This is a genomic window from Methylocystis rosea, assembly GCF_003855495.1.
In the GTDB taxonomy this organism is placed as follows: domain Bacteria; phylum Pseudomonadota; class Alphaproteobacteria; order Rhizobiales; family Beijerinckiaceae; genus Methylocystis; species Methylocystis rosea_A.
This window is the reverse complement of sequence record NZ_CP034086.1, coordinates 3,122,858-3,140,010: the sequence shown is the minus strand read 5'-3', so window position 1 is coordinate 3,140,010 and position 17,153 is coordinate 3,122,858. Positions and strand designations below refer to the sequence as shown.

Annotated in this window: 18 protein-coding genes; 12 read left to right on the top strand and 6 right to left on the bottom strand. The window is 64.3% G+C overall.

Translation table 11 applies throughout. The annotated features are described in order from the left end of the window. Window positions 1–12: 12 nt before the first annotated feature. The 3 genes from minC to EHO51_RS15205 form a co-directional block, all read right to left on the bottom strand. Window positions 13–813 (bottom strand): septum site-determining protein MinC, encoded by an 801-nt coding sequence (gene minC, locus EHO51_RS15215; protein WP_124739598.1) that lies wholly within the window; start codon window positions 811–813, stop codon window positions 13–15. A gap of 105 nt (window positions 814–918) precedes the next feature. Continuing rightward, window positions 919–1,539 (bottom strand): TetR/AcrR family transcriptional regulator, encoded by a 621-nt coding sequence (locus EHO51_RS15210; RefSeq protein ID WP_029649139.1) that lies wholly within the window; start codon window positions 1,537–1,539, stop codon window positions 919–921. A gap of 43 nt (window positions 1,540–1,582) precedes the next feature. Beyond that, window positions 1,583–2,329, bottom strand: coding sequence for a YebC/PmpR family DNA-binding transcriptional regulator (locus EHO51_RS15205; protein ID WP_124739597.1), 747 nt, complete (start codon window positions 2,327–2,329; stop codon window positions 1,583–1,585). Window positions 2,330–2,452: 123 nt separating this feature from the next. On the opposite strand from EHO51_RS15205, the gene EHO51_RS15200 reads away from it, so the two are divergent. From EHO51_RS15200 to EHO51_RS15165, 8 genes are all read left to right on the top strand, one after another. Beyond that, on the top strand, window positions 2,453–3,391 hold the full coding sequence (locus EHO51_RS15200) for a TIGR00730 family Rossman fold protein (RefSeq protein ID WP_124739596.1): 939 nt from the start codon (window positions 2,453–2,455) through the stop codon (window positions 3,389–3,391). 132 nt (window positions 3,392–3,523) lie between these two features. Further along, window positions 3,524–3,868 (top strand): YidB family protein, encoded by a 345-nt coding sequence (locus EHO51_RS15195; RefSeq protein WP_109024460.1) that lies wholly within the window; start codon window positions 3,524–3,526, stop codon window positions 3,866–3,868. 211 nt (window positions 3,869–4,079) lie between these two features. Beyond that, on the top strand, window positions 4,080–5,063 hold the full coding sequence (gene gmd, locus EHO51_RS15190; protein ID WP_018406561.1) for a GDP-mannose 4,6-dehydratase: 984 nt from the start codon (window positions 4,080–4,082) through the stop codon (window positions 5,061–5,063). 20 nt (window positions 5,064–5,083) lie between these two features. Next, complete coding sequence (locus EHO51_RS15185; protein WP_124739595.1) at window positions 5,084–6,070, top strand: NAD-dependent epimerase/dehydratase family protein; 987 nt, start codon at window positions 5,084–5,086, stop codon at window positions 6,068–6,070. Between the two features lie 10 nt (window positions 6,071–6,080). Beyond that, on the top strand, window positions 6,081–7,508 hold the full coding sequence (locus tag EHO51_RS15180; RefSeq protein ID WP_124739594.1) for a glycosyltransferase family 4 protein: 1,428 nt from the start codon (window positions 6,081–6,083) through the stop codon (window positions 7,506–7,508). Window positions 7,509–7,694: 186 nt separating this feature from the next. Continuing rightward, window positions 7,695–8,225 (top strand): hypothetical protein, encoded by a 531-nt coding sequence (locus EHO51_RS15175; protein ID WP_018406558.1) that lies wholly within the window; start codon window positions 7,695–7,697, stop codon window positions 8,223–8,225. A 160-nt stretch (window positions 8,226–8,385) separates the two neighbouring features. Next, entirely contained in the window at window positions 8,386–9,387 is a 1,002-nt protein-coding gene (locus EHO51_RS15170) for an adenosine kinase (protein WP_124739593.1), read from the top strand. Window positions 9,388–9,450: 63 nt separating this feature from the next. Beyond that, a complete protein-coding gene (locus EHO51_RS15165) occupies window positions 9,451–9,888 on the top strand; it encodes an FKBP-type peptidyl-prolyl cis-trans isomerase (protein WP_124739592.1) in 438 nt (145 codons plus the stop codon). A 3-nt stretch (window positions 9,889–9,891) separates the two neighbouring features. On the opposite strand, the gene EHO51_RS15160 is transcribed toward EHO51_RS15165, so the two are convergent. From EHO51_RS15160 to ubiE, 3 genes are all read right to left on the bottom strand, one after another. Further along, window positions 9,892–10,686, bottom strand: a complete 795-nt coding sequence (locus EHO51_RS15160) for an SDR family NAD(P)-dependent oxidoreductase (protein ID WP_124739591.1) — start codon at window positions 10,684–10,686, stop codon at window positions 9,892–9,894. A gap of 26 nt (window positions 10,687–10,712) precedes the next feature. Further along, entirely contained in the window at window positions 10,713–12,278 is a 1,566-nt protein-coding gene (gene ubiB / locus EHO51_RS15155) for a 2-polyprenylphenol 6-hydroxylase (protein ID WP_124739590.1), read from the bottom strand. Between the two features lie 125 nt (window positions 12,279–12,403). Continuing rightward, window positions 12,404–13,174, bottom strand: a complete 771-nt coding sequence (ubiE, locus tag EHO51_RS15150; protein WP_196391885.1) for a bifunctional demethylmenaquinone methyltransferase/2-methoxy-6-polyprenyl-1,4-benzoquinol methylase UbiE — start codon at window positions 13,172–13,174, stop codon at window positions 12,404–12,406. A 108-nt stretch (window positions 13,175–13,282) separates the two neighbouring features. Here ubiE and mutM point away from each other — a divergent pair, with 108 nt between their 5' ends. From mutM to EHO51_RS15130, 4 genes are all read left to right on the top strand, one after another. Beyond that, complete coding sequence (gene mutM, locus EHO51_RS15145; protein ID WP_124739588.1) at window positions 13,283–14,152, top strand: bifunctional DNA-formamidopyrimidine glycosylase/DNA-(apurinic or apyrimidinic site) lyase; 870 nt, start codon at window positions 13,283–13,285, stop codon at window positions 14,150–14,152. Window positions 14,153–14,632: 480 nt separating this feature from the next. Beyond that, entirely contained in the window at window positions 14,633–15,385 is a 753-nt protein-coding gene (locus EHO51_RS15140; RefSeq protein ID WP_124739587.1) for an ABC transporter ATP-binding protein, read from the top strand. After that, window positions 15,382–16,194, top strand: coding sequence for an ABC transporter permease (locus EHO51_RS15135; protein ID WP_124739586.1), 813 nt, complete (start codon window positions 15,382–15,384; stop codon window positions 16,192–16,194). The genes EHO51_RS15140 and EHO51_RS15135 overlap by 4 nt, the downstream gene beginning before the upstream one ends. After that, window positions 16,191–16,925 (top strand): TlyA family RNA methyltransferase, encoded by a 735-nt coding sequence (locus EHO51_RS15130; RefSeq protein ID WP_124739585.1) that lies wholly within the window; start codon window positions 16,191–16,193, stop codon window positions 16,923–16,925. Before EHO51_RS15135 ends, EHO51_RS15130 begins: the two co-directional genes overlap by 4 nt. Window positions 16,926–17,153 lie beyond the last annotated feature (228 nt).

The following is a 17,153-nucleotide window of genomic DNA, read 5'->3' as shown; positions in this document are numbered from 1 at the left end:
GTTCGTCCTCTCTTAATCGAGCCGCGCGATCTTGACCGTCTCGTTTTCGAGCCAGGCCTGGATGGATTGGCTCTGAACATTCGCCGAGATCTCGTCGGCGGTGAGATAAACGCCGCAAACCGAGAGCAGCTCGGCTTCGAGCTTGCGGCAAAAAATTCGCGCGCGCTTTTCGCCATAGGCGCCGGCCATCGCGCGGCCGCGCAGCGTTCCGTAGATATGCACGGAGCCGCCCGCCATGATTTCCGCGCCCGACGCGACGGAGCCGATGACCGTCACGTCGCCGTCCGGGTGATAAATCGACTGCCCGGAGCGCACCGGCTCCAGCAGGATCAGCGGCGCAGCCGTCGGCGCCGGGGGCTCGGACGCTTTGGGATCGGCGGACTGCGCGCCGCCGGCGCCGAGCGCGTTGGCGATATCCTCGAAGGCTGCTTCTTCGCTTGGGGACAGCGTTCCAGGGCTTGCGTCTTTGGCGCGCGTTGCGCTGACGTCCGGCGGCGGTTGCGGGGTGGCGCGACCACCGGCCAGAATCGGCGGCAGATCGTCGCAGGCCCATGAAGGGTCGACCCCCGACAATCCCATCAGGCGTATGCCGCGCCGGGTGAGATTTTCGAGGAGTTCGGTGAGTTGTGGCCGCTCAATCGTCAGTTTGGCGAGGTCGATGACGATCGACTTCCGGCTGAAAAAGGCGGGCGACTGCTCAAGCAGCGCGTCGAGCTGCTCGAACCAGCCTTCGATCGGCTGCTCGGGCTCCAGCGTCAGGACGGGAAAGGACCTGCCTCTGAAGCGGATGTGTCGGGATGACGCTTGCGTCACGGGAGCCCTCACGCAATTGGGATTTGCGTCATTTGAGGGCGTTAACGTTAATGAAGGATTAAAGCGCGCGCGTAATTTGGCGCCCGGTCGCGCTTTATCAAGAGATTAAGCTGGCGCGGCTTTCGCGCGCGCCGCAGCGCTCTCCATGACGCCTTGCGCGGCGCTCTCGAGCACCAGCGCGGGATCGGCGCTTTTGACGGGATCGAAATGGCCCGAGATGGTCAGCATCGCGACGCCATGGGCGAGCGACCATATTTGCAGCGCCGCGTAGCGCGCGCCCTGCGCCGGCGCGCCCGCCTGCTGCAGCCAGGCCACGACGGCGCGCCAAAGGATTTCGAGCGCATGGTCGGCGGCGCCGCCGGCGCCGGGATCGGCAAGCGTCTTCGCCTGCCCGAACATCGCCGCGTAGAGTCCGGGCTCTTCGCGCGCAAATTTGAGATAGGCGGCGCACATCGCCCGCATCGCGCTCTTGGCGTCAGGCCGGCCTTCGTCCCACGCCGTTTCAATTCGTGCGCCAAAGGTCTCGAAACCGCGGCGCGCCAGCTCGCTCATCAGCGCGTCGCGTCCGCTGAAGTGACGGTAGGGGGCGGCGGGCGAAACGCCGGCGCGGCGCGCCGCCTCGGTCAGCGTCAGCGCCGATGGTCCGCCTTCGGCGAGAATGTCCAAAGCGGCGTCGATCAGCGCCTGTTTGAGCGAACCGTGGTGATAGCCTCGCTTATTGTGCATCTCTCACCCCGGCGCGGATCGGCGTCATCGCCCCGTCGCCGGGTTATCCCGAGAGCTTGGCGACCAGCGCGTCGGAGACCTCGAAATTGGCGTAGACGGTCTGAACGTCGTCATTGTCCTCGAGCGCGCCGACGAGCTTGAGGATCTTCTCGCCCGAATCATCGTCGACCTTGATCGTGTTCTGCGGGCGCCAGACGAGCGCCGCCTTGCGCGGCTCGCCGAATTTCTCCTCGAGCGCCTTGGCGACGTCGCGCAGCGATTCGACGGACGTGATGACTTCATGCGTCTCGTCGGTCGTCGAGACGTCGTCGGCGCCGGCGTCGATCGCCGCCTCCATCATCGCATCTTCAGTCGCCGCCTTCTTATCGAATTCGATGAGCCCGACGCGGTCGAACATGAAGGACACGGCGCCGGTCTCGGCGAGCGCGCCGCCAGCCTTGGTGAAATAGGAGCGCACCTCGCCGGCCGTGCGGTTGCGATTGTCGGTCAACGCCTCGACGATTACGGCGACGCCGCCCGGCGCGTAGCCCTCGTAACGCACTTCATCGTAATTTTCGGCGTCGGCGCCCGAGGCCTTCTTGATCGCGCGTTCGATGTTGTCCTTTGGCATGTTCTCCGCCCGAGCGGCGAGAACGGCGGCGCGCAGCCGCGCGTTCATATTCGGGTCGGGCATGCCCATCTTGGCGGCGACGGTGATTTCTCGGGCGAGCTTTGAAAACAGCTTGGAGCGGATCGCGTCCTGCTTGCCCTTCTTGTGCATGATATTCTTGAATTGACTATGCCCGGCCATGCGCTCCCGCCCTGCTCCTCGATCAATCTTCGCCGTCCGGCGTCCGGCGGCTCATATACGCCGGACGTATCCGGAAATAAAGAAAAGCGCCAAGGCGAGTATGGGCGCCAAAGGAGAGTATGATTGAGCGCAAGCGATGAAGAGCGAAATTCTCGGCCTGAGCCCGACGGGCCGGCCCCGTCCGCACTCCCGGCGCCGCATATCCCGGACCTCGCCGCCGCCAAGCGGCTGCAGGCGATCCTCTCCAGTCCGTCCTATCGCAAGGCCGACGAGGACATTCATTTCCTGACGTCGGCCGAAGCGCGCGGTCCCCGCCTGGAGCTCGAATATCTCAAGGCCGAACTGCTGCTGCGACGCCATGGCGTCACCGACACGGTCGTCGTCTTCGGCTCGACTCGCATCGTCGAGCCGGCTTTAGCGGAAAGCCGCCTCGCCGAATCTCAGGCGCGCGCGACAGCCAATCCCAATGACGCGGCTCTCGCCAGACAGCTTGCGGCGGCGAAACGCGCCCGCGAAAATTCACGCTATTATCAGATCGCGCGCGAGTTCGGCGGCCTCGTCGGCGCCGCCCGCGAGAGCGGAGACCGGCCGCGCCTCGCGATCGTCACCGGCGGCGGACCGGGCATTATGGAGGCGGCGAACCGCGGCGCCTTCGAGGCCGGCGCCGAGACGGTGGGGCTCAACATCACCCTCCCGCACGAGCAGCTGCCCAACAGCTATGTCACGCCGTCGCTTTGCCTGCGCTTTCGCTATTTCGCGCTGCGCAAAATGCACTTCATGCTGCGGGCGCGGGCGCTGGTCGCCTTTCCGGGGGGCTTTGGCACGTTCGACGAATTGTTCGAGACGCTCACGCTGGTGCAGACCGGCAAGGTCAAGCCGATCCCGATCATTCTCGTCGGCGAAAGCTATTGGCGACGCGCCTTTGACGTCGACTTCTTGGTCGACGAGGGCGTCATCGCTCCACAGGACCGCGATATTTTCCGCTACGCCGAAACCGCCCCTGACATTTGGGCTGAAATCCGGCGCTGGGGCGAACGCAAGAAGGATCTTCTATTTGAATGAAGGCCTTAGACTATGTCGGCGACCGCCTGCCCGATCCCCTGCCCCATCCCCCGCCATTGTAAAGCCTATGCCCCGCCTTATCTCAGCTAGCGCGGCGCAAAGCGCGCGCTTTTTTAAAAAGGGAGAATACTCATGAGTTGGCTCAAAGCCATCGCTGGCGGCGTGATCGGGGCTGAAGCCCTGAACCTTATTAAGGATTATGTGGAGAAGCAGGGCGGCCTAGACGGCGTCGTCAAGAATTTCGAGAACTCCGGACTGGGCAAGCAGATCCACTCCTGGGTCGGCCTCGGTCCCAATGAAAAGATCAGCGAGATGGACATCAGCAAGGTGGTCAACGCCGATAAGCTGATGGAAATCGCCAAGAACGCCGGCATCGACATCGACAAGGCGAAAGCGCTTCTCGCTCAGTATTTGCCGGAAGTGATCGACAAGGCGACGCCGGAAGGCAAACTGCCGCCGCCCGACAAACCGGCGTAAGCGGACCAACGCCAATTCCCGACACTGCGACGGCGGCGCCTGCCGCCGTCGGGCCTGTTCCCGCCCACGCTCTTGCTTCAGGCGCCCTGTTTCTGTAATTCCGTCGCGCGGCCCTTTGCGCCCGCTCGCGGCTAGGGCGAGAACCGCCCGAGGCCGCCGCCGCGGAGTTCGCCTTCGCAACGGCCGCCGGCCATTTTGAACAGGACCATTAATGACCAAGCGCGCGCTGGTGACCGGGGTTACAGGACAGGACGGCGCCTATCTCTCCCAGTTTCTCCTCGACAAGGGCTATGAGGTGCATGGCGTGGTGCGGCGCTCGTCGCACCGGGGCGTCGAGGACCATCGCCTGCGCTGGCTCGGCATCAGCGGCAAGCTGAATCTGCACGACGCCGATCTTGCAGATCTTTCAAGCCTGCTGCGCACTGTTCAGGCCATCCAGCCGGACGAAATCTACAATCTGGCGGCGCAATCCTATGTCGCGTCGTCCTGGCGCCAGCCGATCCTCACCGCGAACGTCACCGGCGTCGGCGTCACCAACGTGCTTGAGGCGATGCGGCTCGGCGCGCCCAAAGCGCGCTTCTACCAGGCGTCCTCCTCCGAAATGTACGGGCTCATCCAGGAGCCGATGCAAAGCGAGAAGACGCCCTTCTATCCGCGCAGCCCCTATGCCGTGGCGAAGCTCTACGGCCATTGGATCACGGTGAACTATCGCGAGAGCTTCGGCCTTCACGCGTCCTCGGGCATTCTCTTCAATCACGAAAGCCCGCTGCGCGGCGTCGAATTCGTCACCCGCAAGGTCACGACCGGCGTCGCCGCGATCAAACTCGGCCTCGCGACGGAGTTGCGGCTCGGCAATATCGACGCCAAGCGCGACTGGGGGCACGCCAAGGATTACGTGCGCGCCATGTGGCTGATGCTGCAGCAGGAGAAGCCGGACGATTACGTCGTGGCGACCGGCGTCACCACCACGGTGCGCGATATGTGCCACATCGCTTTCGAGCACGCCGGCCTCGACATGGAAAAATTCGTCATCATCGATCCGGCGTTCTACCGCCCGGCCGAGGTGGACGTTTTGCTTGGCGATTCCAGCAAGGCGCGGCAGGTTCTCGGCTGGAAGCCGGAGATCGATCTTCGCGAAATGATTTGCGAGATGGTCGACGCCGATCTCGAGCGGCTGCGGCGCGAGTCGGCCTAACCCGAAAAAGGGCGCCCGCGATGGCCGCCTTCGAGCGCATCTTGGTGACGGGCGGCGCCGGATTTGTCGGCGGCCACCTCTGCGCCGCCCTGGCCGAGGCCTATCCGCAGGCGACGCGGTCGCTGCTGCTGCGTCCCGGCGAACGCGGCGGCCATGAGGCTTTCGCCGCAGCTGTCGCCGATCTTGTCGATGAAGCCGCGATCGATTCGCTGATTGCGCGCATGCGTCCCGATCTCGTCGTCCATCTCGCGGGTCAGTCGTCGATCGCGCAGGCGCTGCACGCCGCCGAAATGACCTGGCGGGTGAATTTTCATGGTTCTTTCGCGCTCGGGGCGGCGGTCGCCCGGCACTGCCCAACCGCGGCGTTTCTCTTCGCCTCAACTGCGGCGGCCTATGGCGCAAGCTTTCGCGACGGGGTCTTGAACGAGGACGCCCCGTTGCGGCCGGTGGACGTCTACAGCCGCTCGAAGGTCGCCGCCGAGAGCGCGCTTTCGGATCTTCTGGCTCCCAAAGGGCGGCTCATTGTGGCGCGGCCGGTCAATCATTCAGGACCCGGCCAGCGCAATCGCAACTTCGCGCTCGCCTCCTTCGCCGCGCAGATCGCGGCGATCGAGGCGGGGCGCGCCGAGCCCCGCCTCAGGGTCGGCGATCTCTCCAAGGCCCGCGATTTCCTCGACGTGCGCGACGTGATCGACGCCTATATGCGGCTGATCGCAAGTGCGCGGGATCTGCCCGCCTCCGTCTCGATCTTCAACATCGCGTCCGGAAGGGCGCATCGCATGGAGGCGCTGCTCGAGCGGCTGCGCGGACAGGCAAGGGCGCAATTCGAGATCGAGGTGGATCCGGCGCTGCTGCGCCCTGAAAGCGACATCGCCAGCGTCGCCTGCGACGCGACGAGACTGACCGAAGCGACCGGCTGGCGTCCCCGCCACGACATCGACGACATGCTGCAGGCGCTCCTCGACGACGCCCGCGCCGCCCAAGCGCAGACCACAACGCCGTCATGAGCAAACAGTCATGAGCGAGCGGCAAAACCGAGAGCCCGAGCAGGACAGCGAACGCATTCGCCTGCTCGAATTTCAGCTCGATTATCTGCGCGCCGAACTCCTGCATCTGACCCACGAGCGCTATCGGCTGATCTATTCGGTCTCCGGCCATATCTATCGCTTTCTTCGGCCGGTCGAAGCGTTTCTCGCCGACGCCGCCAACGCTGTCGTCGCGCGTTTTCGCCCGCCGCCGCCCGACGCGACGACGCCGTCGGCGTCCGGTGAAGTCGCGCCGGCCGCTCGAGGCGCGCCGCTGCCGGCGCAAAGGCTGCTGGTCGATGTGACGGGAACGATCAAGCGCGACGCCGGCACCGGCATTCAGCGCGTGGTCAAGGAAGTGACGCGCGGCCTCTATAGCGGCGAAAGCTTCGACCTGCCGGTTCTGGCGGCACGCTGCGAGGACGGCCGGCTGCTGACCGCCAATGGCTTCATCGCCGAACTTGTCGGCGGAGACGCCGCGCCCGACTCCGAGATCGCGATCGCCGAAGGCGACCGCTTTCTGATGCTTTCTGACAGCTGGAACGCCTTCGACGAACTCGCGCCGGTTTTTGCGAAGATTCGGGACGCGGGCGGCGAGGTCGTCACCTGCATCTTCGATCTCATTCCGGAGCTTTATCCGCACGCCTGCCACGAAGTGACGGTGCCGCGCTATCGCGCCTGGCTGCGCAAGGCGCTCCTCGAGAGCGACAGTTTCCTCGCGATTTCGCGAACCGTCGCCGACGAACTCGCCGACTATGTCGCCGCGCAAGGGCTGCCGCATCGCCCTGGTCTCAAGATCGGCTGGTTTCACTGCGGCTCCGATCTTGCGCTGCGCGCCGACGCCGCGCCGCGCGATAAAATCAAAGCGGCGGTCACCGGCGATGCGCCGGTCTTTCTCGCCGTCGGCACGATCGAACCGCGCAAGGGTCAGCGCGTCGCCCTTCGCGCCTGTGAAGACCTCTGGGCGAGTGGCCGCGACGTCCGACTCATCGTCGTGGGTCGGCGCGGCTGGTTTGAAGAAGCGGTGGCAAGCGAAATTCTCGGACATAAGGAATTCGGCCGTCGGCTGTTCTGGTTCGACGACGCGGACGACGACGAGCTTTCGTTTCTCTACGACCATGCGGCGGCGCTGATCTTCCCCTCCTATGCCGAAGGGTTCGGCCTGCCGATCGTCGAGGCGGCGCGCCGCGGCCGCCCGGTCATCTGCAGCGACATCCCGGTCTTTCGCGAGGTCGGACGGGCCGGCGCGCTCTATTTTCAGGTCAATGACGCCAAAGCGCTGGCGGAGACGATCGCCGACTTTCTCGACGGCCGCCGCTTTGCCGACCCGGACCAGGTCTTGCGCGTCGCCTGGCGCGACGCCGCGCGGCGCATCGTCGAGGTGGTCGCGCGTGAGGACTGGAGTCGGCGCCTGCCGTAGCCTGCTGGTTTGCGTTGCACCATGAGAACGCCGGATTTCCGCGCTCCCTCAAAGCGTGTTAGAGAGGCGCCAATTGGCCGTGCGGCCCGGCCAGCGCTCTCGCGGCGCGCTGGGCCACGCGGCTTTTCGCTTCCAATGCGGGTAGGGCTTTCGCCTTCTCCCACGCCAAAAACGGAAACGCTCTCCATGCCGATCAATATTCCGCTTCTCAATCAGCAGACGCCGCAGACCGTGCTCAAGATGATCAATCTCGAAGCGTCGCAGCTCTCGCTGCCGGATTCGCGCGAATTGATGTGGGGCGCTTTCGGCGCCTATGGCGTGCTGCAGGCGATCGCGCAGTCGTTCAACCACTCGCTGCTCGGGAGCCTGATCTACGGCGTGCTGAGCGTGGTCCTTCTCTACGGCGGAACGTACGGCCTGCTGCGCGTTCTGAAAGAGGACGCAAAGTTTCAGCGCACCGCCACGGCGCTCGCCATCATGAGCGGGCTTGCGGCGCTCGTCTATACTATCCTGCACCTCCTGTTCGGCATCGCCCTGCCGCCGCCCTTGCCGACCGAAAAGCTGCTGCGCTTTCTGCTCTTTCCGATTCTGATTTGGATGGTGTTCATGTACGCCTTCGTGTTCCGGCACGTGTCGCTGCGCCCGGCGCCGGCCTTCTTCGCGGCGGCGCTGTTCGTCATCGTCATCGAGGTGATTCTGTCGCCGATTAGCCGATAAAAGCAAATCCCTACTCGCACGGCGCGGCGCCCGGCCGCCTCGTTTCGCGAGTTTCGCGGATGCCTCGCATGTGATCGACGGGACCGCGGCGCAATGCTAAACAACGCGCCAGCGGCGCGCAGACGCCCGATTGCCTACGCTAAACGGATTAACGACGCTTATGACCTTATCATTTGATGTTCTGGGCATTGGCAACGCCATCGTCGACACGATCGCACGCGCCGAGGACGACGATTTGCTGCAGGCCGGACTGCGCAAAGGCTCGATGACGCTCGTCGACGAAGCGCGGGCCGCTGAACTTTATACGGCGATGGGTCCGACGACGGTTATTTCCGGCGGCTCGGCCGCCAACACCATGGCGGGCCTTGCGAGCCTGGGGCGCGCCGCGGGATTCGTCGGCAAGGTCAAGGAAGACGACGCGGGGCGCGAATTCGCGCACGACATCCGCAAGGCCGGAGTCGCCTTCGACACGCCGGCCGCCGCCGACGGCGCCGCGACCGCGCGCTGCTTGATTTTCGTGACGCCGGACGGCCAGCGCACGATGAACACGTTCCTGGGCGCCTGTCAGGCGCTCGCGCCGACGGACATCGACGAGGAGACGGTCGCGCGCGCGAAGGTCCTCTACATGGAAGGCTATCTCTGGGACCCGCCCGGCGCCAAGGAAGCCTTCCTGAAGGCCGCGAAGATCTCGCGCGCCAACGGACGCAAGGTGGCGATCACCCTTTCCGACAGTTTCTGCGTCGATCGCTATCGCGGCGAATTTCTCTCTCTCATCCGCGATCGGGTGGTCGACGTCGTTTTCGCCAATGAAAGCGAATTGCACGCGCTCTATCAAACCGGAGATTTCGAGACGGCCCTCGCGGCGCTGCGCGCCGAAGACGGACTTCTTGGCGTCGTCACGCGGTCGGAAAAGGGCTGCGTCGTCGCGAATGGCGCGAGCGCCCTCGCCGCGCCGGCCTGTTCTGTCGATGCGGTCGTCGACACGACCGGCGCGGGCGACCTCTTCGCCGCCGGTTTTCTCGCCGGCTACACGCAAGACTTGCCGCATGAACGCAGCGCCATGCTCGGCGCGCTCGCCGCGGCGGAGATCATCTCTCACGTCGGCGCGCGGCCGCAGAAGGATTTGCTGCAGCTCGCCCGCGACACGGGCGTGCTGGAATAAGTTCGGGTTTCCTCGACGTGAGGCGCTCGATCGGCGATTCAAACAAGCTGGAGGAACGAAAAGATGCGCCTTGTCTCCAAAGCGGTTCTGGCCGCATTTGCCGCCCTCGCGAGCCTCGCGCTCACCGTTGACGCGCGCGCGGAAGCGGAAATGACGAAAAGCGTGACCGGCCTTCAGTATAAGGACGCGAAGGTCGGGACCGGCGCGACCCCCAAGATCGGTCAGACGGCGGTCATGCATTACACCGGCTGGCTCTACAACAATGGCGAGAAGGGCAAGAAATTCGACTCGTCTCATGATCGCGGCCAACCGTTCGAATTCCGGCTGGGCCAGGGTCAGGTGATCAAGGGCTGGGACGAAGGCGTTGAAGGCATGAAGGTCGGCGGCAAGCGCACATTGGTCATCCCGCCGGACCTCGGCTACGGCGCGCGCGGCGCCGGCGGCGTCATTCCGCCGAACGCCTGGCTGATCTTCGATGTGGAGCTGGTCGGGGTGAAGTAGCGCTCAGATCAGCGACTCGGCGACGCCGCCGTCAACGCGCAATCCCGCCCCCGTCGTCGCCGACGACAGGGGCGAGGCGAGATAAACGGCAAGATTTGCGACTTCCTCGACGCTCGCCACGCGCTGAATGATCGATGTCGGCCTTTGCGACGTCACGAACTCCGTTGCGACGATTTCGATTGGCTTGCCGGATTTTCGCCGTTCGGCCTCGAGCATCTCCGCGACCCCTTCGGAAAGCGTCGGTCCCGGCAATATGGCGTTCACCGTCACGCCCGATCCCGCCATGCGCTTCGCAAGCCCTCGCGAAAGGCTAAGCTGCGCGGTTTTCATCACGCCGTAATGAATCATTTCGACAGGAATGTTCAGCCCCGATTCGGACGAGACGAACAGGACCCGGCCCCAGCCATTCTTGCGCATCTGCGGCAGATAGGAACGCGAAAGGCGCACGCCAGACATTACATTGACGGCGAAATAGCGCTCCCAATCCTCGTCGCTCGTGTCGAAAAAATCCTTTGGTCCATACATGCCCACATTGTTGACGAGAATGTCCGCGGTGGGCGCGGCGGCGACAAGCGCCGCGCAGCCCGACGCGGCGCCGAGGTCAGAAGCAACGCCGCGATGTTTTTGCGCGGGCGCAACTTGGAGCAGGCGCTCGACCGCAGCCTCGACCGTCGCACTTTTGCGCCCATTGACGATGACCGCCGCGCCAGCCTCCGCCAGCCCCTTGGCGATGGCGAAGCCGATGCCTTCGGTCGAGCCTGTGACGACGGCGGTTTTGCCGGAAAGGTCGATCCGCACAATGCGATTTCCGTGATCTACGCCTGCTAACGCCCGAAAATCCAAATAGCGGCAAAGAGCACTAAGACGAGTCCGATCAGCAGCGTTCTGTCCGACCTTCGGCGCGTCTCGCCCAGCGCCTCGATCGAGCGCGGCGAAAGATCGACGCCGCGCTCAGACATTTCGCTCACCCGCTGAATCGCCGTTTCGGCGTCCTGCAATGTCTGCGGCAGCCGCGTCGCGAGCTTCGCCAGCTCCGTGAGACTTCTGCTCGCGTCCTCGATCTTCGCCTTGACGCCAAGATTCTCCTCGATCCAGGAGCGCACCACGGGGTCGCAGGTCTTCCAGATGTCGAGCTTGGGATCATAGGCGCGGGCGACGCCTTCGGCGACTACCATGGTCTTTTGCAGCAGCACCAGCTCGGTGCGCGTGCGCATGTCGAAGAGCGCCGTCACTTCGAAGAGCAGGGTCAAGAGCCGCGCCATCGAAATATCGGCGGCGTTGATCGTATGCATCGGCTCGCCGATCGCGCGCAGCGCCTGCGAAAATTCTTCGATGGAATGGCTGGCGGGAACATAGCCTGCCTCGAAATGAACCTCGGCGACGCGTTTGTAATCGCGAATGATGAAGCCGTAGAGGATTTCGGCGAGGAACCGACGCTCCTTCAGGCCCAGCCGGCCCATGATGCCGAAGTCGATGGCGACGAGCCGGCCCCGCTTGTCGACGAAGAGATTGCCCTGATGCATGTCGGCGTGAAAAAAACCGTCGCGCATCGCATGGCGCAGGAACGACTGCAGCACATTGCGGCCGATCGCCTTGAGGTCGTAACCTTCGGCGGCGACCCGCTCGATATCCGAGAGAGGAACGCCGTCGACCCATTCCAGCGTCAGCACTTCGCGATCGGTGCGGCTCCAGTCGACGCTGGGCACGTGAATCTCGGGATCGCCGGCGACATTGTCGGCGAATTCGGAGGCGGCCGCCGCCTCGAGACGAAAGTCGGTTTCAAGCCTGACGGTGCGCGCGAGCGTATCGACGACCTCGATCATACGCAGCCGGCGCGCTTCGGAAGAATAGCGCTCAGCCAGTCGCGCCACGCGATACATATCGCGTAAATCGAGCGCGAATCGGCCTTCGATCCCCGGCCGCAGCACTTTCACCGCAACCTTGCGCACGCCCTCCTTGTACTGCGCCTGGGCGACATGCACCTGCGCGACGGAGGCGGCGGCGACAGGCTCGCCGAAAGACACAAACAGCTCGTCGATGCTTCGGCCGAGCGCCTTTTCGACGATCGCGACCGCCTTGTCGCGGCCGAACGGCTCCATCCGGTCCTGCAGCGCGGTCAGCGCATCGGCGATCTCGCCCCCGACGATGTCGGGGCGCGTCGCCAGAAACTGCCCGAGCTTGACATAGGAGGGGCCGATCTGCGCCAGCGCGCGCACCAGCGCCCGCCCGGCGCCGTCGCGCTTGCCGCCCGCGAAAAGATTGGCGAAGCGCACGAGCGGCGCCGCGGCCGGCGGCAAAAGCGCCGGATCGAGGAGCGCAAAGACGCCTTCGCGCGCCATGATGTAGCCGGCGCGCGCCAGACGATAGAAATGACCGACGCCAAGGATCACGAACGCCGCCGCTCTTTAGATCACGCTGAACTTGAGCAGAATCGCCCAAATTAGCGGGATCGAATGCAAAAGATTAGAGCGCGGCGTCACCGGGTCCCGATTTTTCGCAGCGCGCTCGTTAGAGATCAGCTCTTCCAGCCGGAATGGATCGCCACCACGCCGCCCGTCAACCGCTCGAAACCCGTGCGCCGAAAGCCCGCCTTGCGGATCATCCGTTCGAATTCTTCCGCGCTTGGGAATTTGCGGATCGATTCGACGAGATAGCGGTAGGGCTCCGAGTCTCCCGCGACAAGCTTGCCGATCGCCGGAATGACGTTGAACGAATAGGCTTCGTAGAGCTTGTCGAGGCCAGGAACGGCGACCTGCGAAAACTCAAGGCACAGGAAGCGGCCGCCGGGCTTCAGCACGCGATAGGCTTCGGCGAGGGCGACGTCGATGCGCGGCACGTTGCGAATGCCGAAAGCGACCGTGTAGCTGTCGAAATGCGCGTCGGGAAAAGGCAGCGATTCGGCATTGGCCTGTACGAACTCGACGCCGGAAACGCCGCGCTCGCGCGCGCGATCGCGGCCCACTTCGAGCATGTCGCCATTGATGTCGAGCACGACGATTTCCGCATCATGCGCCGCGCTCGCGGAAATGCGAAAAGCGACGTCGCCCGTGCCGCCTGCGACGTCGAGATGGCGAAAGTCCTTGCGCCCCCGCGCATTGACCTTGGCGACGAGCGTGTCCTTCCACAGCCGGTGCATACCGCCCGACATGAGGTCGTTCATGATATCGTAGCGCCGCGCAACCTTGTGGAAGACGTCGTCGACGAGGCCCTGTTTCTCGTTCAAGGGGACCTCGGAATAGCCGAAATGGGTCGAGCCCTCTCGCTCGGAAGTTCGATCAATCATCAGGCGCTCGGGTGACGAGGAAGGAAGGGGAGGGTATAGCCTGTCGCCGAGCCGGTGGCTACGCCCGCGCCGCCCCAGCCCGCCGGCGCTTTGACGGGATCAACCCACTTCATGCCAGAGCTGCCCGAAGTCGAAACCGTGCGACGGGGATTGGCGCCCGCGCTCGTCGGCGCGAAGATCGAGCGCGTCGAACTGAGGCGCCGTGATCTACGCTTTCCTTTCCCCGAACGCTTTGCCGCGCGTCTTCAGGACCGGCGCGTTCTCGACCTTCGCCGGCGCGCGAAATATCTCCTCGCCGATCTCGACGACGGCCATTCGCTGATCATGCATCTTGGCATGAGCGGCTCGTTTCGGATCGATGAAGAAACGCCAGGCGCGTTTCACCACAAGCGCGACAAAATCGCCGCGCATGACCATGTCGTCTTGCATCTCGATCATGGGCGGCGCGTCGTCTACAACGACCCGCGCCGTTTCGGCTACATGCTGCTCATCGCCACGCCTGCGATCGATGACGACAAGCTGTTTCGCGGTCTCGGCGTCGAACCTTTGAATGGCGCGCTCGACGCGGCGCTCCTTGCCCGCGCCTTTCGCGGACGCGCCGCGCCGGCGAAGGCGCTGCTGCTCGACCAGCGCCTGATCGCCGGCCTCGGCAATATCTACGTCTGCGAGGCGCTGCATCGGGCGCATATTTCGCCGCTGCGCGCCGCGGGATCGCTCGTCACCGCCAGCGGCCGGCCGACGGCGGCGCTGGCGCGGCTGCCGGAGGCGATCAAGCATGTCTTGACCGATGCGCTGAAGGCCGGCGGCTCGTCTCTTCGCGATCATCGCCAGATCGACGGCTCGCTGGGCTATTTCCAGCATAGTTTCCGCGTCTACGACCGCGAAGGCGCCGCCTGCACGACCCCGGGCTGCACGGGAACGATCACGCGCGTCGTACAATCGGGCCGCTCGACGTTTTATTGTCCTGTGTGCCAGAAATAGTGCGGGCTTTTCATTGAAGAATGCGTGACTCGGCTAATTTGGAGAAGGAAAAATGCGGCTTTTGCCCTTAACCATCGCTATCGTTGCGTTGCTTGTCGGCTTAACTCCCGCCCATGCAAAAGGCCGGGCCTACAGCGCGCCGCCCTGCGTGCGGGGAACCCAAGATGTTCCGGCTTGCGCCGCCTATAGCGCCTATCTCAGTGAAGCGCTGCTCTCTCAAGCGTCGCAGGCGACAAATTTGGGAGAAGGCGTGGCCGACGTAGAGTTTAAAATCCTCGCGTCTGGCGCGTTCTCCTTTATCCGATATTCCGGATCAAGCCCCGCGCACGCGGAAATGGCTCTTCGCATCCTAAAGTGGGCCCGCCTGCGGCCGCCGCCTGGACCTTATGCGCTCGCGCATCAAACCTTTCGTTTCCACTGAAGACGGCGCTGGCGGTTATTTGAAGTTGTTTCGCGGTAGCCGGATGGTAAGTGTGCGCCATGGCTATCTTGCATCCCGCTCTCGCGGTTCACGGCCTCTCCAAGAGCTATGGCGATCGCAGAGTGGTCGGCCCGCTCGACTTCTCGCTGGAGGCCGGCTCCGTCACCGGTCTGCTCGGCGGCAATGGCGCCGGCAAGACTACGACCATCGGCATGGTGATGGGGCTGATCGAACCGACGCAAGGTTCGGTCCACGCTTTCGGCTGCGACATGTCGCGCGAGCGCTACGGCGCGCTCGGCCGGATGAACTTCGAAAGTCCCTATGTCGACATGCCGCATCGCCTCACGGTGCGGCAGAATTTGCGCGTCTTCGGCATGCTCTACGGCGTCGAGGATCTCGACGCCAAGATCGAGCAGCTCGCGAAGGATCTGGCGCTTGGCGATTTCCTCGACCGCCAGACCGGACGCCTGTCCGCAGGCCAGAAAACGCGCGTCGCCATCGCCAAGTCGCTGATCAACGACCCGCAGCTTCTGCTGCTCGACGAACCGACCGCGTCGCTCGACCCGGACACGGCGGACTGGGTGCGGGCGCGGTTAGAGGCGCATCGGCGCACGCATAATTGCGCCATTCTGCTCGCCTCACACAACATGAGCGAGGTCGAGCGTCTGTGCGACCGCGTGCTGATGTTGAAGGACGGGACGCTCGTCGACGATGATTCGCCCGCAAGTCTCCTGGCGCGCTATGGCCGCGACACGCTCGAAGAAGTGTTTCTCGACGTCGCCCGCGGCCGCGTCGACGGAGCGCCGGCATGAATTTTTCCTTCAAGCGCATCGGCGCGATGGTGCTTCGCTACGCCTATCTCTTACGCGCGTCCTACACGCGCGTGCTCGACATCATCTATTGGCCGACCGTCCAGCTCCTCACCTGGGGATTTCTGCAGACCTATCTCGTGCGCGCCGGCGCGCTTGCAGCCCCTGGCGGCGCGGCGCAGGCCGCCGGCACGCTGATCGGCGCCATTCTTCTGTGGGACATTTTGCTGCGCGGACAACAGGGCTTCTGCTTCTCGTTCATCGAGGAATTGTGGTCGCGCAATCTCCCCAACATTCTGATGAGCCCGCTGCGGCCGGCGGAGTTTGTCGGCGCGCTTGTGGCATTGAGCCTCATTCGACTTGCCGTCGGCGTGCTTCCCGTTACGATTTTTGCGATCCTGTTCTTCGGTTTCAATCTCTGGGCGCTCGGTATCGCTTTCGCCGCCTTCTTCGTCGTGCTGATGTTGTTCGCCTGGAGCATCGGTCTCTTCGTCTCCGGCATTCTGCTGCGTTATGGACTTGGCGCGGAAAACCTCGTCTGGTCGCTGATGTTCTTCGTGCAGCCGCTCGGCGCCGTCTATTATCCAGTCACGACGTTGCCGGCATGGCTGCAGCCGATCTCGTGGATGCTGCCGCCGACCTATGTGTTCGAAGGTCTGCGCGCCGTATTGATCGATCACGTCGTCCGCTGGGATCTGCTGGCGCAGGGCTTCGCGATCGACGTTTTTCTCTTCGCGGCCGCATCGGCGGCGTTCGGCCTGCTGCTGAAAAGCGCGCGGCGCGCCGGCACGCTGCTGCAGACGGGAGAATGACGATGGCCGCGAGCCGCGCCGACACAGCTCTCCACGCGCGAGGGCTTTTCGAGAGTCGCGCCAAGGCGCGCGAGGCGATCGAAGCCGGTCTGGTGAGCGTCGACGGACGCATCGTCAAAAAGCCCTCCGAGCCGATCGCCGCCGACGCGCATATTGTCGCGCAAGCGGCTTATCCCTGGGTGTCGCGCGGCGGCGTGAAGCTGGCGCATGCGCTCGATCAGTTCGGCGTCGATCCAGACGGGCGCTTCTGTCTCGACGTCGGCGCCTCGACCGGCGGCTTCACCGACGTTCTGCTGACGCGCGGCGCGCGCCATGTCGTCGCGGCCGACGTCGGTCACGGACAACTGCATGCGCGGCTGCGCGCGGATCGGCGCGTGACCTCGCTCGAAGGGCAGGACGCCCGCACGCTGACGGCGGCTCATCTGACTGAGGCGCCAAGCCTGATCGTGATCGACGCGAGCTTCATTTCGCTTAGCGTCCTGCTGCCGCATGTTCTTTCGTTCGCGGGGCCGCGCGCCGACCTTGTCGCGCTGATCAAGCCGCAGTTCGAAGCCGGGCGCGCAGCGGTGAAGAAGGGCGTAGTGCGCGACGAGAAGATTCACGCAGAGGTTTGCGCGCGCATCGACGGCAAAATCGAAGCGCTTGGCTGGCGTGTAAGCGGCGTCATTCCTTCGCCGATCGAGGGCGGCGACGGCAATCGCGAGTTTCTCGTTCACGCGACGCTTGGATAGGACAAACGGATTGTTTGAAATTCAGGCCAAGCCATCTGCCCCTCATCTCACTTCTCCCCGCAAGCGGGGAGAAGGGATATCGGCGCCACGCCTTTGGGACAGAGCAAGCGCGCGATTTTTTCGCGGAACGCCTGCCGTCCCCTCTCCCCGACGCAAGTCGGATGTTTCCGACTTGCGCATCGGAAGCCAAAGTCGGCAACAGCCGACTTTGGGTCGGGGAGAGGTAAG

What these genes read in the sequence shown, in the direction of transcription:
- EHO51_RS15210 (WP_029649139.1), bottom strand. Translation starts at nt 1,539, where the DNA reads ATGCACAATAAGCGAGGCTATCACCACGGTTCGCTCAAACAGGCGCTG.
- EHO51_RS15205 (WP_124739597.1), bottom strand. Translation starts at nt 2,329, where the DNA reads ATGGCCGGGCATAGTCAATTCAAGAATATCATGCACAAGAAGGGCAAG.
- EHO51_RS15195 (WP_109024460.1), top strand. Translation starts at nt 3,524, where the DNA reads ATGAGTTGGCTCAAAGCCATCGCTGGCGGCGTGATCGGGGCTGAAGCC.
- gmd (WP_018406561.1), top strand. Translation starts at nt 4,080, where the DNA reads ATGACCAAGCGCGCGCTGGTGACCGGGGTTACAGGACAGGACGGCGCC.
- EHO51_RS15185 (WP_124739595.1), top strand. Translation starts at nt 5,084, where the DNA reads ATGGCCGCCTTCGAGCGCATCTTGGTGACGGGCGGCGCCGGATTTGTC.
- EHO51_RS15180 (WP_124739594.1), top strand. Translation starts at nt 6,081, where the DNA reads ATGAGCGAGCGGCAAAACCGAGAGCCCGAGCAGGACAGCGAACGCATT.
- EHO51_RS15175 (WP_018406558.1), top strand. Translation starts at nt 7,695, where the DNA reads ATGCCGATCAATATTCCGCTTCTCAATCAGCAGACGCCGCAGACCGTG.
- EHO51_RS15170 (WP_124739593.1), top strand. Translation starts at nt 8,386, where the DNA reads ATGACCTTATCATTTGATGTTCTGGGCATTGGCAACGCCATCGTCGAC.
- EHO51_RS15165 (WP_124739592.1), top strand. Translation starts at nt 9,451, where the DNA reads ATGCGCCTTGTCTCCAAAGCGGTTCTGGCCGCATTTGCCGCCCTCGCG.
- mutM (WP_124739588.1), top strand. Translation starts at nt 13,283, where the DNA reads ATGCCAGAGCTGCCCGAAGTCGAAACCGTGCGACGGGGATTGGCGCCC.
- EHO51_RS15140 (WP_124739587.1), top strand. Translation starts at nt 14,633, where the DNA reads ATGGCTATCTTGCATCCCGCTCTCGCGGTTCACGGCCTCTCCAAGAGC.
- EHO51_RS15135 (WP_124739586.1), top strand. Translation starts at nt 15,382, where the DNA reads ATGAATTTTTCCTTCAAGCGCATCGGCGCGATGGTGCTTCGCTACGCC.
- EHO51_RS15130 (WP_124739585.1), top strand. Translation starts at nt 16,191, where the DNA reads ATGACGATGGCCGCGAGCCGCGCCGACACAGCTCTCCACGCGCGAGGG.